The sequence below is a fragment of the Novosphingobium sp. 32-60-15 genome (assembly GCF_002280675.1).
Lineage (GTDB): Bacteria > Pseudomonadota > Alphaproteobacteria > Sphingomonadales > Sphingomonadaceae > Novosphingobium.
Genome location: NZ_NCEN01000009.1, coordinates 24,511 through 40,218, shown reverse-complemented (window position 1 = coordinate 40,218; position 15,708 = coordinate 24,511). Strand labels below are relative to the sequence as shown.

Genomic DNA, 15,708 nt, shown 5'->3' with positions numbered 1-15,708 from the left:
CTCTAAGGGGGATATACTATGAGCATGCTTGATTCGATTATCGGCCAAGTCACGGGTAACGTTGATTTAAAGGATCTCGCCGCAAAAGTCGGGCTTGATCCTGCGATGGCGGCAACCGCTATCGGCGCATTGACTGCCGGTCATCAGGCAGAGGGCGATACCATCACAACGGCTGCTGCCACGTCAGTTCTTGATGCTTCAAAACTTCAAGAAATCGTCGGCCAGCTTGGCGGCGAAGGCGGCCTCGGCAATCTGGCAGCCATGCTTGGCCAGGGTGATCCGATGAAGACCATCACCGGCATGCTCGACAAGGACGGCGACGGCAATCCCATCAATGACATCGCCGGTATGGCCAAGGGCCTGTTCGGCGGCTAACGCAACCGCATGTTAGACGCTGCGCTCTCTCTGCTTATGCTTGCTGCCATCGCGCTTGTCGGTGGGGCAGTGTTCCTTTTCCGGCGGGGAGAGCGCCAGCGTCCGGTGCTTATGCTGACACTGGCAGGGGTGATGATCATGAATCTGGTCATCTGGACCCTGCCCGACAAAACCGGCGATACGCTGGTCGGTGCGGCCCAATCAGGGCCACCCCAATAATTCAACCCAGTTCGATGCACCCGCCATCGACGCACAAATCCACGCCGTTGATGAAACTGGCCTCCTTGCTTGCCAAAAACAGCACGGCCCGCGCCACTTCTTCTGCCGTACCCATCCGGCCAATCGGCACAACCGATGATAGCATCTCGCGCATTCCGGCGATTTCTTCGGCGCTGGCATCGCGCTTGAAAATTTCGGTATTGGTGGGGCCGGGGCTGACCATGTTCACGCGGATGCCGCGCGGCAGCAATTCTTTACCCACGATCCGCGCCATGGCCCGCAAGCCCGCTTTGGCTGCGGCATAGACAACGTTGCCCGGCACCGCTGCCATCGATCCGATCGATCCGGTGATCACAATCGCCCCGCCATCGCGCATCAGCGGCAGGGCTTTCTGGATCGCAAAGAATGCGCCGCGCAAATTGATGCTGTGAAGCTCGTCCCAGAATAAAGGGGTCACTTCTGGAACCAGCGCAAAACCGCCGACGCCTGCGTTGACGAACAGGACGTCAATCCCGCCCAGCGCATCGGCAATTTCGGCCAGTGCGGCGTCAGTCTGGTCCAGATCGCCGATATCTGACCGGATGCACAGCGCGTCCAGTTCTTCGGCGACTGCGCGCAGGCTTTCGGCATTGCGGCCAGTGATCGCCAGTTTGGCACCCTCGTGGGCAAACATCCGTGCGGCGGCAAGGCCGATCCCGGCGTTGCCGCCAAGGATCGCCACGCATTTATCGGTGAAACGCATCGCCGGTCAGAACATCGTGTTCGTATTGGCGGCGGCTTCCGGCACGGGCGAAAGTACGTCCCAATGCTCCATCACCCGGCAGCCTTCCACGCGGAAGATATCGACGACAGCAAAACCGCGCTTGGCCGCAGCGTCACCGGTTTCATTCCAGCCGTGGCTGTGCACGGCAACCATGTTCCCATCGGCAATGATGCGGTGGATTTTGGTCTTCTGGCTGGGATTGTTCGCGACGAATGGCTCCAGAAAAGCAATCGCGGCATCCCGCCCCGTCGCGGCAAAAGGATTGTGCTGGATATAGCCGGGATCAACCCACTTCTCGAACGATGACCGGACTTTCTTCTGCATATAGAATTCGTCCATGAACTTGGTGACCACCTGCTTTGGAGTCATTTTGCAAGGCTTGGCCTGTGCGGCAGTCGTGGTGAGTGCGAGGGCAATAGCGAAAGAAACAAGGCGCATTGTCATCTCTCCTGTCAAAACATGCTGTTGGGGTTTACCGGATTGTCCGGCACCGGCTGGATCACGTCCCAGTGTTCCACGATCATGCCGCCCTCCACCCGGAAAATGTCGACTAAGGCCAGCCCTGGATCCCCCGGCCAGCGCACTACATGGGTATGTGTGATCACATGATCATCGTCCACAAAGCTGCGATACATGGTTTGCTGCGCATCGGGTGATTCGATGCGAACGCGGTCGAGAAAGCCTTTCAGCGCCTGCACAGATGGTTCTGCCAACGATGAATGCTGGACATATGCCGACGAAATATATCGATCGACAGCGCTGCTATCCATCGCGATCAAAACCTTGTGATACATCTCCAGAACAAGGTCATGATTGGCCTGTTCCGCAGCCGTGCGGGCCATTGTCGCTCTCCCCTTTATTTATAACATTTGGTAAGGTATGCCGTGAACGAAGAAGGCCGTCAAAGCCTCAATTTGAACCATGGGAGATTCGATGATCCGCGCTGAGCTGTATGCCGTGCTTGACCGCTTTCTGGCGGCATTGAACGCGCGCGATCCCCATGCGCTCGATTGGGCACCGGGCGCATATCACAGTGAAAACAACGTGATGCTCGAAATCGGCGATGGCGTGTGGGGCACGATTGACCGGCTGGGCGAATACCAATTGCGCTTTGCCGATGAGCAAACGGGGCAAGTCGGTTATTTCGGCACGATTATCGAACCCATCGAGGAATCGGCGTTCACGCTGCGTCTGGCGGTAAATCCCGCAGGCCAGATTGCCGAATGCGAAATGCTGATCGTCCGCCAGTCCGACAGCGGCATCAAGTTTGAAAACTGCCGTTATTGGGACAAGCCCATCCTGCACCGTGAAGTGGAAGCACCGGTCAGTCGCGCCGACATGATCCGCCTTTCTGACGGCTATTTCGATACGCTGCAACGCAATGAAGGCACCATCCACACCGTGTTCCACCCTGATTGCAACCGCGTGGAAAACGGCGTCCAGACCACCCGCAATCCTGATTTTGCCAAGATCGTGCCGGTTTCAGCTCTGGGCTGCGAAGCGCAGTTTCGCATGGGCAATTACCGCTATGATGATGATCTGCGCGCGCGCCGATTTCCCTTGGTCGATGAACAGCGCGGCCTTGTCCTTGCATTCGGTTTTATCGATCATTCGGGCCGCTTGCGTGAATTCCAGCTTACCGATGGCCGCACCGTCAAAAGCCCGGTTCTGCGCCCGCACAGCTTCTATATCTCGGAACTGTTCAAGATTGATCACGGCATGATCGAACAGATCGAAGCCAATTTCATCACCGTACCCTATCGCATGCCCAGCCCATGGGATTCCCTGTGATGCGCCACCTTTTTGCCAGCCTTTTGCTTGGCCTTGCCGCCTTTTCGCTCGGCGGTGCTACCGCGCTACAGCAAGGCGCAGGCTCGCAATGGACCAGCCCCGGCGGCGATGCGGGCAAAACCCATCACTCGCGCCTTACGCAGATCACGGCAGAAAACGCGGGCCAACTCGGCCTTGCATGGGCGGCTGATCTTGGCACCACACGCGGGCAAGAGGCTACACCGGTGGTCATTGATGGCGTGCTTTACACATCGGGCACCACAGGCCGCGCTTATGCTTTCGATGCCGCTACCGGCAAGGAACTGTGGCGCTTCGAACCCGAAGTCGACATGCAGGTGAACCGCACGGTCTGTTGCGATATGGTCAATCGCGGCCTCGCGGTGGCACGCGGCAAAGTCTATGTCGCGGCCCTCGATGGCTGGATGTACGCGCTTGACGCTAAAACCGGCGGTGTCGTGTGGAAGGCCGATTTTATCGAAGATCGCCGCCGTGGGGATAACTCCACCGGAGCGCCCGAAATTGCAGGTGATGTCGTCGTCGTCGGCATGTCCGGCGCGGAATACGATGTGCGTGGTTATGTCACCGCGCTCGATCTTGAAACCGGCAAGCTGCGCTGGCGCTGGCATGTGGTCCCGCACGATCCCAAGCTCGGCCCGCAGGAAACCCCCGAACTCGAAGCTGCGCTGAAAACGTGGGACCCGAACAGCCGCTGGGATATAGGCGGCGGCGGTTCCCCTTGGGATGCGATTAACTTCGATCCCGAAACCGGTCTTGTCCTCGTCGGCACCGGCAACGGCGGGCCATATGCCACATCCAAACGCTCACCCAGCGGCGGCGATAACCTCTACCTCGCCAGCCTTGTCGCGCTTGATCCCAAGACGGGGCGGATGAAGTGGCACTATCAGGAAACGCCGGGCGATAACTGGGACTTCACGGCCACTCAGCCAATGATCTTCACGCGCATGGATATTGACGGGCAAAATCGCCCCGTCGTCCTCCACGCACCCAAGAACGGCTATCTCTATATTCTGGACCGGTGCGATGGAAAGCTGCTGCGCGCCAATCCCATCGTCCGTACCAACTGGGCCAAGGGCATTGATCCCGCAACCGGCCGCCCGATCCTTGACCCGGAAGCTGCGGATTACACCACTGGACCCAAGATCGTATTCCCCGCCACCACCGGCGCGCGCAACTGGCACCCTGCCAGTTATGATCCCGCCACCGGCCTCTATATCGGCGCGGTGCTCGATATGGGCAATCTCATCTTCATGACGCCGGGCGCCAAGCCCTTCAAGGCGCGCGGGCTTAACAACGATGCCGCGCTGATCTTCACCCCCGATGTGAAAGAGGCGCTGGCTGCATTCCCGCCCGAATTCGGCGATGCGGTGCGCAAATTGCCCGCTTATCAGGAAGCCTTGCGCCAACCTGCCACGGCGCAAGTGCGCGCCATTGATCCGCTCACCGGCAAGACCGTATGGGCGGCTGATACCGCTGGCTGGCAGGACCGGGGCGGGGTGCTCACCACCGCCAGCGGCCTGACGATCTATGGCGGTGTCACCGGCAAGCTGTTCGTGCGCGAAACCGCCACCGGCAAGCTGCTCAAAGAAATCGACACCGGCACCGCAATCATGGCCGCGCCAATGACCTACGCGGTGAACGGCGTTCAATACATCGCAGTCATGGCGGGCTGGGGCGGGGGCGGCTATCCCTTCGTGCCGCGCTATTCGGCGGCCTATAGGCGCGAAAACACCAACCGCCTGCTGGTATTCAGGATCGGTGGCGCTCCCGTGCCCAAGCCCGATCTGCGCGCCCCCCTTGAGGTTGCACCCGAACCGCCTGCCCAGGCCGCAGGCGTTACCGCCCAAACTATCGTGCGCGGGCAGAGCCTGTTCTTCAGCAATTGCGCCATCTGCCACGCCAACCAGCCGCGCTCTATCACCCCCGATTTGCGCCGGATGCAGCCCGCCACGCATGATGCCTTCCGCCAGATCGTGCGCGCAGGCCTGCTCGTGCCCAATGGCATGCCACGCTGGGACGATCTCCTGTCAGTGGATGATACCGATGCGATCCACGCCTATCTCATTGATCTGCAAGCCACCACCCGCAAGGATGAACTGGCCAAACAGAAGGCCGGCAAGCCGCTTGACGGCCCCAGCCTGACGATCTTGTCGAATTATTGATGCCGCTCAACCCATCCCCACCCACCCTCGTCATTGCGAGGGGCGATGCCGCCGAAGCAATCCAGAGCCAGCGCAAACCGCTCTAGATTGCTTCACCCGGCTAACGCCGGGCTCGCAATGACGAAGGCGCGGTTAGATAGGCCCGATTAAGGAACACCTCATGGATTTCTCCACGCTCGACAATCCCCGCCTCGAATTTGCCTTCGCTTGCCGCTTGCGCTTCACGCGCGTGCAGATGGTACCTGATCTGCCCTCGGGCGGAATGCGCAGTGCGGTTTATGTGGATGAGGGCGAATTCGAAGGCCCGCGGCTGAAGGGCAAAGCAGTCCCCAATTCCGGCGGCGATTACGCTTTCTTCCGCCCCGATGACACCGCCTCGTTCGATGCGCGCTACATGCTCGAAGTCGATGACGGCACGCTGATCTACATGCAGAACAAGGGCTTCCTGTGGGGCCGTGAAGCCGGCACGATGGACCGGCTGCGGGCGTGGGCCTTTGCTGGAGGCGAACCTGTCCCTCACGCCGAATACTATCTGCGCGCCCAGCCCAGCTTCGAAGTGAGCAAAGGCAAGCACGATTGGCTCACCCGTCATGTGTTTGTAGGCATTGGCGAACGCAAACCTGACGGCAATTACGTGAAGTACTATGCGCTGACGTGATCAAAATACACTTCGTCATTGCGAGCGAAGCGAAGCAATCCAGAGCGTCCGCACAACTCTCTGGATTGCTTCGTCAGCTTCGCCTCCGCCCAATGACGATGCCTTTCAATGCGCTTGACGAAACCCGACCTGCCACGCATAACAGTAACAATTGATATAAAAACAAACGGGAGAATCTGACCGGTGAAGCTCCATCTGCCCCCGCGCGTCAGTCCAAAGCAGTTCCAGTCCGCTATGACAGCCTTTGCCGGTGTCGTCGGCAAATCTTGGGTTATGGATACCGACGCTGATCGTGACGCTTATGCGGACACATACGCTCCCGGATCGACCGAGGAATGGCCCGCATCCGCTGCCGTTGCGCCTGCCAGTGTTGATGAAGTGCGCGCTGTTGTGCGCCTTGCCAATGAGCACAAGGTCCCGCTTTGGCCGGTCGCGCGCGGCAAGAACCTTGGTTACGGCACCGCTGCTCCGCGCATGGAAGGCACCGTGGTGATGGACCTCGGGCGCATGAACAAGATACTCGAACTTGATCACAAGCTGGCCTATTGCGTGGTTGAACCCGGCGTTGGCTTCTTTGATCTACATGACCAGATCCAGCGCGAAAAGGCACCGTTGTGGCTGTCTGTCCCTGGCAATGCTTGGGGGTCTGTGTTGGGCAACGCGCTCGAACACGGCATTGGTTATACATCTTATGGCCTGCACGCGCGCAACTTGTGCGGGGTCGAAGCTGTGCTGCCCGATGGCGATCTGCTGCGCACCGGGATGGGGGCGATGAACAACAATCCCGCCTTCCACCTTTTCCCGATGAGCTATGGCCCCACTTGGGATCTGGCATTTTCGCAATCGAACTTGGGGATCGTAACAAAAGCAGGCGTCTGGCTTCAGCCCGCGCCCGAAACATCGCTGGAAATCGTTTGGGATATTCCCAATGCCGACGATATCGGCTGGGTGATAGATACAATCACGCCGCTCAAGATTTCAGGCCTCATTGATCAAAACGTGTTCATCCCGTCATGGCTCGGCAAAATGGTACTCAAAGGCCAGCGTCAGGATTTTTGGGATAAACCCTCGGCCATTCCTGAATGGCGCGTCGAAGAACTGCTGAAGCAATACAAGCTTGGCTACTGGCAGGTTGCGCTGCGCCTCTACGGCGAAGAGCCGGTGGTGAAAGCGCGCGCCGAAGTGGTCAAGGCCGCGATGAAGCGCAATCTCGCCGCAGCGCCGCAGGAACATTGGTGGCGACAGGGTGAACCGATCGGGCAATACGAAATCACCATGGGCGTGCCCTCGGCGGTGCCGCTGCAAATGTCCGACTGGGTTGGCGGACGCGGCGCGCATATGGGCTTTTCGCCCGTCGTCCCTGCCACCGGCAAACACGTGCTTGACCAGATGCATCGCAGCCGCAAAATCATCGCCGATTTCGATGTCGATTTCTACGCCAGCTTCACCATTGGCGGCCGCTTTGCCAACAACGTGAACATGCTGATGTATGATCGCGACAACGCAACCGAAGTGGCCAAGATGCGCAAGCTGTTCGACGCGCTGATCGTTGAAACCGCCAAGGCAGGCTATGCCGAATACCGCACGCATCTCGGCTGGATGGACCCGGTCATGGAGACGTTCGATTTCAATAATCACGCGCTGCGTCGCTTTGATGAAAAGGTCAAATCCGCGCTAGATCCCAATGGCGTGATCGCACCGGGCAAGCAGGGCGTATGGCCTGCCAACTACGCCAACATGCGCGGATCGGCCTACAAGGGAGGGCAATGACATGAAGCGCGTGATCCTTGTCGCTGGCGCTCTTGCTTTGAGTGCAGCTGCCTTTGCCCAAGCCCCTTCAGGCCCACCACCCATGCCACCTTACATGATGCGTGCAGCAGCGCCCGCAGGGGACCGCCTGGCCCCGGGACGCGATGGCCAATCGCTGTTCGAAGCACAGTGTGGTTATTGCCACCTGGCTGGCGGCATGGGCACGAATTTGTTGACCAAACAGCAGATGATGGCGGGCAATCCGCCACAAAAGGGTTTGCTGACAAACCGTGAAGACCTCACCGGCGATTACATCAAAACCGTGGTCCGCATGGGCAAGGGTGCGATGCCGCAACAGACCAAAGTCGACATTACCGATGCCGAACTTGACGCTGTTGCAAAGTATCTTGGAAAGGCCGGTTGATGCAGGTTTCACGGCGCGCGCTTCTTAAAGGCGGGGCATTGGCTACTTCGGCCATCGCCATGCCCGCCGTCGCAGCGGAAATGCAGGCCCGGCCGTTGGTCATATTTGACAGTCGCATCCCTGAATCTGTGGCGTTTTCTGCCACGCAAACGGGCCTTCGTACGCTCGATCTTGCCCATGGTACCGAAGCCATATGGCGCGCACTGGGCGCGCCAACACGCGTCACAGGCCTTACGCGCTGGAGCGATTGGACCGCCCTGCGCGGCGCTTTGGAAGAGCAAGGCTTGCGCGCGGCGCAGGAAGTGCGGACGAACGCACCGATCTCTGGTCGCGATCATTTGTTCCGTTGGACTATGACAAGTCGCTGAACACATTTGCGTAAACTTACGTCCTGCGTCGTTTCACGCGGTGAAATGCGGCAAATCCCGCAATGCGCAGACACGTGCATTGCCGCTACCCCAAAGGGTATGAATTAATCGGCCTCGCGGGCTTGACCCGCGCTCTCGCTGAATTAGTATGTGTTACTAACAATTCTGGCATGACTGGAATCGCGAGAGAGGCAAGCGGTCTTATGGACGAAGTGACGCTCTATCATTGGGAGCCGAACGCCAATTCGGGCAAGCCAATGTTGGCATTGATGGAAAAAGGCGTGCCTTTCGTCAGCCAATATCTTGATATGTTGCAGTTCGATCAACACAAGAGCGAATACCTTGCCATCAACCCGCAAGGCACGATCCCGGCGATGACCCATAACGCCAAGGACGGGATGCGTGTGCTGGTCGAAAGCACGGCAATCATGGAATATGTGAACGACCAGTTCGCCGGCCCAAACCTGATGCCAGCAGACCCGCAGGACAGCTGGCGGGTGCGTTGGTGGATGAAGTTCATGGACCAGTGGCTTGGCCCAAGCTTTTCGATGATCGGGTGGAGCGTGTTCGTAGGTCCGATGGTGCGCCAGCGCGACCCCGCTGAATTGTCCGCCGCGATTGACCGCATTCCTTTGCCCGAACGCCGCATTGCGTGGCGAAAGGCGATCAATGGCGATTTTTCCGACGTCGAGATGGCCGAAAGCCGCCGCCGCGTGGGATTGGGCATCGCCAAGCTGGAAGAGGAATTGGGCAAGCGGCCCTATGTCGGGTCAAACCAGTATTCCCTGGCCGATATCAACATCTTCAACAGCACCTATTCGCTGCCGCTGTCACAGCCGGACCTTGCGGGCAAAGACAAGACGCCAAACATCATGCGTTGGTTGAAGCGGGTCTATTCGCGTGATGCGGTGAAGAAAACGTGGGCTATGGGCAAAACAGACCTCGCTCATCGTTATGGCCTGATCATGGCGGAGATCGACGAATGAGCGCGGTGCTGTATCACGGTCAGCCCAACGGCGCCTCGTTAACGGTTCTCGCCGCTTTGGAAGAAGCGGGCCTTTCCGTTGAATGCCGCCCCGTCGATTTGCTCGCAGGAGAACGCCACGCATTGACCGGTGTGACCGAGGCGATTGCGCTTGATCTTGGGGTTGAGGGTGAAGGGCCGGTGCTGCTGGTTGACGGCGAAGCGATGACCGAATCTGTTTTTCTTGCGCAGTATTTCGATGAAGCCGCTGGTGGCGCTGGGCTGCAACCGGCTGACGCTTATGCGCGCTGGGAAATGATGATGTGGTGCCGCCAGATAACCGAGCGCCTTTCACCTGCTGCGGCATTGTTGGGCAATCTGGCAACATCACAGGCTGTTGTCGCGGCAATTCCCGATGACGATTTTAATGCTCTGGCTACACGCATCGTGTCGGACGATTTGCGTCATCGCTGGCAGGCATTGCATGATGGCGCCAGTGATTGCGCGCAGATTGCCGATAGCGAAACCAAGATCACCACCGCTATTGATCGCTGCGAAAAGCAGTTGGGCGACGGTCGCGATTGGCTGATGGGGTCATTTTCCATCGCGGATCTGGTGACATTTTCCTGGCTGGCGGGGATGCGTTTGCTTCGTCCGCAGGCATTTCAGGATGCGGCGCTGACGACTGCATGGCTTGACCGCGTCGCTGCCCGTCCATCTGTTCTCGCCGCGCTTGCGCGAGCGACCGTTGCCGAACCACTCCGCGCTTGGGCGCCGGGGCCAGAAATTAACCGTTGGGGATAACCAATGCGCGCTATCGATTATTTTGACCGTGGTCATGACCGTAATCCGCAACGTTTGGCCATCGTGGATACTGAGACGGGGCTGAAGCTTACGTATGCAGAAACCCGCGCCCAATCGATCCAGATTGCAGCGGCGTTGCAAAAGGGCGGGTTCGAAAATCAGGACCTGCTCGGCCTCTATGGCCCGAACGATGGCATGCTGCTCGTCGTCCTGCTGGCGATGTGGCGGGCCAACGGCAAATGGGTGCCGGTCAACACCCGCAACGCGATTGATGCCAACGCCGCCTATATCAATTATGTGCGCCTGAAATGGATGGTCTATCATTCGTCCAAGGCTGATGAGGTTGCGCAGCTCAAAGCCTTGTGTCCAACGCTGCAACACTTCGTCTGTCTCGATAAACGGATGGGTGATGACCCCAGCCTTGCAGAGTTCGTTGAAGGCGTATCCGAGGCTGACTTTGTCGAGCCCGAAGTCGACGCATTTGGCAACCTGATGGACATGGTCGGTATCTTCCCCACCGGCGGCACCACCGGCCCGTCAAAGGGGGCAAATGTCACCAACCTTGGCTGGGGCACGATGATCGAAACCGCTGCCGATGGCATGGGCGGACGCACCGATGATCCCGTTGCGCTCGTCTCGGCACCTATCACCCACGCCGCCGGTCCCATCGCGCTTTCCACGATGAGCCTTGGTGCAACGCAAGTGATCCTGCCGGGCTTTGATGCCGAAGCGGTCTTGCGCACCATCGCGGAATACAAAGTCACACACATGTACCTGCCGCCAACGGCCATGTACCAATTGCTCGCCTCGCCACAAATCGGCGATCACGATTACTCGTCGCTCAAGATTTTTATCCTCGTCGGATCGCCGTGCAGCCCCGAAAAGCTGCGGCAGGCGGTATCGATCTTCGGTCCCGCCATGTGCCAATCCTACGGTCAGGTGGAGTGCCCGATGATCGTCGCGTGGTTCCCGCCAGAGGATGTCGCGCGTTTTGCCGCCAGCGCCCCTGAAAAACTGGCGTCCTGCGGCAAACCCACGCGGTCGATCAAGGTCGCGCTGCTTGATGATGATGGCAATCAGGTGCCACTTGGCGAAGCTGGTGAAATCTGCGTGCGCGGCGCGCTGGTCACGCATTCCTACTTTGAAAAGCCTGAAGAAACCGCTGAAATCCGCAAGTTCGGCTGGCACCACACAGGCGACGTCGGCAAGTATGATGAAGACGGCTATCTCTATATCGTTGACCGCAAGAAGGACATGGTCGTCTCGGGCGGGTTCAATGTATTCACTTCTGAAGTCGAAGCGGCAGTGACTGAACTTGCCGCAGTCAAAGAGGCCTGCGTGTTCGGCATCCCGCATGAAAAGTGGGGCGAACAAGTTCACGCAGTTGTTGTGGCCGACGGCATCACCGGTGCAGAAATCATCGCTTATACCAAGGACCGGTTGGGCGGGGTAAAGGCACCCAAGTCGGTTGAGTTTGTCGATTCAATCCCGCGCACAGCAGCGGGCAAAATGGACAAAAAGGCGCTCCGCACCAAATACTGGGGCGACTCTCAGCGCATGGTAAACTAAACGGAATGGGTCGAACCGGGATCACCGGACGTCTGTGAGAGGATTGAGGATGCTTCGGAATCGCAAGTTGAATCTGGCGCTGGCAGGGACGCTGGTCATGGCGTTGCCATTGGCCGCATGCACCGTGAAAGATGCCGCCGTGGCAGGCGTATCAGGCGATGTCACAGCGCAAAGCCTGATGACCGCCGATGGCGCAAACTGGTTGTCCTATGGCCGCACCTATGACGAACAGCGCTACAGCCCGCTGAACCAGATCACACAAGCCAATGTCAGTGATTTGGGCCTTGCGTGGTATGCCGATATGGACACCGCGCGCGGGCAGGAAGCCACGCCGTTGGTGATCGATGGCAAGATCTATTTCAGCACCGCCTGGTCCAAGGCCAAGGCTTACGATGCGGTTTCGGGCAAGTTGCTGTGGGAATATGATCCCAAGGTTCCCGGCGAAACAGCGGTCAAGGCGTGTTGCGACGTCGTCAATCGCGGCATGGCGGCGTGGGGTGACAAGCTCTACATGGGCACGCTTGACGGGCGGCTGGTCGCGCTGGATCGCGCCACCGGCAAGGAAGTGTGGTCGGTCGTCACCGTTGACCAGACCAAGCCCTATACCATCACCGGCGCACCGCGCGCGATCAACGGCATGATCATGATCGGCAATGGCGGCGCGGAAATGGGCGTGCGCGGCTATGTCACCGCTTATGATGCGCAAACCGGCAAACAACTCTGGCGCTTCTACACCGTGCCCGACAAGCCCGGCAACAATGACGAGGAATACCTCAAGAAGGCAGAAGCCACCTGGAAGGGCGAATGGTGGAAGCAAGGCGGCGGCGGCACCGTCTGGGATGCCATGGCCTACGATCCCGAACTGGACCTGCTTTATATCGGCGTCGGCAATGGCAGCCCGTGGAATCAGGCTTATCGTTCACCCGGTGGCGGCGATAACCTCTATCTGTCATCCATCGTGGCCATCCGCGCCAAAACCGGGGAATATGTCTGGCATTACCAGCAGACGCCCGGCGAAACGTGGGATTTCACCGCAACACAGCACATTATCCTTGCCGACATGGAAATCGATGGAAAGCCGCGCAAGGTTCTGATGCAAGCGCCCAAGAACGGCTTCTTCTATGTGCTTGACCGAACCAACGGCCAGTTCATTTCCGGCAATGCCTATGCGCCGGTAAACTGGGCCAAGGGGCTTGATCCGGTAACCGGGCGACCCATCGAAAACCCCGAAGCACGCTACGACATTACCGGCAAGCCGTTCATCGGAACGCCGGGCGCTGGCGGTGCGCATAGCTGGCATCCGATGGCTTATGACCCCACCAATGGGTTGGTCTATATTCCAGCGCAATTTGCGGCCTATCCTTATTTCCCGTCGAAGGATTGGAAGGCGCAACCCGTCGGTTTCAACACCGGAATCGATGGTGCAGCAGGATCAATGCCTGCCAACCGCGAGGCACGCGAAGGCGCAAGGGCCGCAACGACAGGCGCCATTGTTGCGTGGGACCCTGTGGCAAAGAAAGAGCGCTGGCGTGTAAGCTTCCCCGGCCCATGGAATGGCGGGATGCTGGCAACCGCAGGGGGGCTTCTGTTCCAAGGCAATGCCAAAGGCATGTTCGCGGCCTATTCATCAAAAGACGGCAAAGAACTGTGGTCATTCCCCGCCCAAACCGGCGTCGTGGCAGCGCCCGTGACCTTCAAGGTTGGCAATGACCAATACGTGGCAGTTTTGGCTGGCTGGGGTGGCGTTTGGCCACTGGCGACGGGCGTTCTCGCCGACAAGTCTGGCCCCGTGCGCAACATCAGCCGCCTGCTGGTGTTCAAGATTGGCGGCAAAGCCAAATTGCCTGATGCACCGCCGTTCGAAGTACGCCCGCTTAACCCTCCAGCTTTGGTTGGTACGCCGCAAACAGTGGCAATGGGCAACAATCTCTATGGCCAATATTGCACCGTTTGCCACGGCGATGCGGCAATTGGCGGTCTGTTGCCGGATCTGCGGCACAGTGCATTGAACGCTGATCCTGACGCCTGGCAATCAGTCGTCCATGACGGTATCCTGAAGGACAACGGCATGATCGGCTGGGGCAAATACATGACCAAGGACCAGATCGAAGCCATCCGCCACTATGTCATCAAGCGCGCCCATGAAGACAAGGCGCTCGAAGCCAAGGGCGGCTGATTGCGCAAGGAAGCCTGATTCCTGTGCGGAATCAGGCTTCCTTATCGGCTGACAATTTGTATGCTGTGCATACAATTTATGTTATGAATCATTACAAGATTCAACCGGAGAGGAGTCGGCAATGAACGACATGACCACGATTTCGCGCACGCAACGTGAATATTCGGAAGCAGCAAAGGCTTTCCTCGCGCGCAAACCACAGCTTCTCATCAACAACGAATGGGTTGATAGCAGCCACGGCGCTGTGATCGAAGTGGAAGACCCGTCAAACGGCAAAGTCGTCGGCCATGTGGTCGATGCATCAGACAAGGATGTGGATCGCGCCGTCGCCGCAGCCCGCGCAGCCTTTGATGATGGGCGCTGGTCCAATCTGCCGCCGATGGTGCGTGATCGCACGATGAACCGCTTTGCCGATCTGCTCGAAGCCAACGCCGATCTGTTTGCCGAACTCGAAGCGATCGATAACGGTAAGCCCAAGGGCATGGCAGGCGCCATCGATATCCCCGGCGCGATCAGCCAGCTTCGTTTCATGGCAGGCTGGGCCAGCAAGGTTTCGGGCGAAACCACGCAGCCCTACACGATGCCCAACGGCACCGTGTTCAGCTATACCGTGAAAGAACCGGTTGGCGTCTGCGCCCAGATCGTGCCGTGGAATTTCCCGCTGCTGATGGCCTCGCTCAAGATTGCGCCAGCCCTTGCCGCCGGTTGCACGCTCGTGCTCAAACCTGCCGAACAAACCTCGCTTACCGCGCTCAAACTGGCTGACCTTGTGGTTGAAGCAGGCTTCCCCGCAGGCGTTGTCAATATCATCACCGGCAACGGCCACACCGCCGGTGATCGCATGGTCAAGCACCCCGACGTTGATAAGGTGGCCTTCACCGGATCGACCGAAATCGGCAAGCTTATCAACCGCAATGCCACCGCCACGATGAAGCGCGTTACGCTTGAACTGGGCGGCAAAAGCCCGGTGGTGGTCATGCCCGATGTCGATGTGGCGCAAACCGCTCCCGGCGTTGCAGGCGCTATCTTCTTCAACGCAGGCCAGGTCTGCGTTGCCGGATCGCGCCTTTATGCGCACCGTTCGGTCTATGATCAGGTACTTGAAGGGATGACGCAGACCGCGCCGTTCTGGGCGCCGCGCGCCTCGCTTGATCCCGAAGCCCACATGGGGCCACTGGTCAGCAAGGAACAGCATGACCGCGTCATGGGATACATTGACGCGGGCAAGCGAGATGGTGCCAGCGTGGTAATGGGCGGCGACGCCCCCGGCAGCGATGGCGGCTACTACGTCAACCCCACCATCCTTGCCAACGTGAACCCGCAAATGTCGGTCGTGCGCGAAGAAATCTTCGGTCCGGTCGTCGTGGCGCAACGCTTTGATGATCTTGATGAAGTGGCGCGGATGGCCAATGATACGTGCTTTGGTCTTGGCGCAGGCATCTGGACCCGCGATGTGGCTGTCATGCACAAATTGGCCGCGCGCATCAAGTCGGGCACAGTCTGGGGCAATTGCCACGCCATGATCGATACCGCCCTGCCATTTGGTGGCTACAAGGAATCGGGCATGGGCCGCGAACAGGGCAAGGCCGGTGTCGAGGCCTATCTCGAAACCAAGACAGTTATAATCCAGATGTAAAAACATCACTCTTCGTCATTGCGAGGAGGCGA

Annotated in this window: 16 protein-coding genes; 13 read left to right on the top strand and 3 right to left on the bottom strand. The window is 58.8% G+C overall.

Annotation, left to right across the window (positions count from 1 at the left end):
- Positions 1–18: 18 nt before the first annotated feature.
- Together B7Y89_RS08655 and B7Y89_RS08650 are read left to right on the top strand one after the other, a co-directional pair.
- Complete coding sequence (locus B7Y89_RS08655) at positions 19–375, top strand: hypothetical protein (RefSeq protein WP_292937642.1); 357 nt, start codon at positions 19–21, stop codon at positions 373–375.
- A gap of 9 nt (positions 376–384) precedes the next feature.
- Positions 385–594, top strand: a complete 210-nt coding sequence (locus B7Y89_RS08650) for a hypothetical protein (RefSeq protein ID WP_292937640.1) — start codon at positions 385–387, stop codon at positions 592–594.
- 1 nt (position 595) lies between these two features.
- On the opposite strand, the gene B7Y89_RS08645 is transcribed toward B7Y89_RS08650, so the two are convergent.
- From B7Y89_RS08645 to B7Y89_RS08635, 3 genes are read right to left on the bottom strand one after another with little or no spacing between them, the layout of a single operon-like run.
- Positions 596–1,336, bottom strand: coding sequence for an SDR family oxidoreductase (locus B7Y89_RS08645; RefSeq protein WP_292937638.1), 741 nt, complete (start codon positions 1,334–1,336; stop codon positions 596–598).
- Positions 1,337–1,342: 6 nt separating this feature from the next.
- Complete coding sequence (locus tag B7Y89_RS08640) at positions 1,343–1,795, bottom strand: nuclear transport factor 2 family protein (RefSeq protein ID WP_292937636.1); 453 nt, start codon at positions 1,793–1,795, stop codon at positions 1,343–1,345.
- A gap of 14 nt (positions 1,796–1,809) precedes the next feature.
- The gene (locus B7Y89_RS08635) at positions 1,810–2,199 is read right to left on the bottom strand and encodes a nuclear transport factor 2 family protein (protein ID WP_292937635.1); all 390 of its coding nucleotides are present in this window, start codon (positions 2,197–2,199) and stop codon (positions 1,810–1,812) included.
- Between the two features lie 91 nt (positions 2,200–2,290).
- Here B7Y89_RS08635 and B7Y89_RS08630 point away from each other — a divergent pair, with 91 nt between their 5' ends.
- From B7Y89_RS08630 to B7Y89_RS08580, 11 genes are all read left to right on the top strand, one after another.
- Positions 2,291–3,148, top strand: a complete 858-nt coding sequence (locus B7Y89_RS08630) for a hypothetical protein (protein ID WP_292937633.1) — start codon at positions 2,291–2,293, stop codon at positions 3,146–3,148.
- A complete protein-coding gene (locus tag B7Y89_RS08625) occupies positions 3,148–5,328 on the top strand; it encodes a PQQ-dependent dehydrogenase, methanol/ethanol family (protein ID WP_292937631.1) in 2,181 nt (726 codons plus the stop codon). The genes B7Y89_RS08630 and B7Y89_RS08625 overlap by 1 nt, the downstream gene beginning before the upstream one ends.
- Positions 5,329–5,488: 160 nt before the next feature.
- Positions 5,489–5,986, top strand: a complete 498-nt coding sequence (locus tag B7Y89_RS08620) for a DUF3237 domain-containing protein (protein WP_292937629.1) — start codon at positions 5,489–5,491, stop codon at positions 5,984–5,986.
- A 183-nt stretch (positions 5,987–6,169) separates the two neighbouring features.
- A complete protein-coding gene (locus B7Y89_RS08615; RefSeq protein WP_292937627.1) occupies positions 6,170–7,756 on the top strand; it encodes an FAD-dependent oxidoreductase in 1,587 nt (528 codons plus the stop codon).
- Position 7,757: 1 nt separating this feature from the next.
- The gene (locus tag B7Y89_RS08610; RefSeq protein WP_292937626.1) at positions 7,758–8,159 is read left to right on the top strand and encodes a cytochrome c; all 402 of its coding nucleotides are present in this window, start codon (positions 7,758–7,760) and stop codon (positions 8,157–8,159) included.
- Between the two features lie 38 nt (positions 8,160–8,197).
- Complete coding sequence (locus B7Y89_RS08605; protein ID WP_292937624.1) at positions 8,198–8,527, top strand: hypothetical protein; 330 nt, start codon at positions 8,198–8,200, stop codon at positions 8,525–8,527.
- A gap of 170 nt (positions 8,528–8,697) precedes the next feature.
- The gene (locus tag B7Y89_RS08600) at positions 8,698–9,513 is read left to right on the top strand and encodes a glutathione S-transferase family protein (RefSeq protein WP_292937622.1); all 816 of its coding nucleotides are present in this window, start codon (positions 8,698–8,700) and stop codon (positions 9,511–9,513) included.
- A complete protein-coding gene (locus B7Y89_RS08595) occupies positions 9,510–10,295 on the top strand; it encodes a glutathione S-transferase family protein (RefSeq protein ID WP_292937620.1) in 786 nt (261 codons plus the stop codon). Before B7Y89_RS08600 ends, B7Y89_RS08595 begins: the two co-directional genes overlap by 4 nt.
- 3 nt (positions 10,296–10,298) lie before the next feature.
- Entirely contained in the window at positions 10,299–11,864 is a 1,566-nt protein-coding gene (locus B7Y89_RS08590; protein WP_292937618.1) for an AMP-binding protein, read from the top strand.
- 49 nt (positions 11,865–11,913) lie between these two features.
- The gene (locus B7Y89_RS08585) at positions 11,914–14,040 is read left to right on the top strand and encodes a PQQ-dependent dehydrogenase, methanol/ethanol family (protein ID WP_292937616.1); all 2,127 of its coding nucleotides are present in this window, start codon (positions 11,914–11,916) and stop codon (positions 14,038–14,040) included.
- Positions 14,041–14,161: 121 nt separating this feature from the next.
- Entirely contained in the window at positions 14,162–15,676 is a 1,515-nt protein-coding gene (locus B7Y89_RS08580) for an aldehyde dehydrogenase family protein (RefSeq protein WP_292937614.1), read from the top strand.
- Positions 15,677–15,708: the final 32 nt, after the last annotated feature.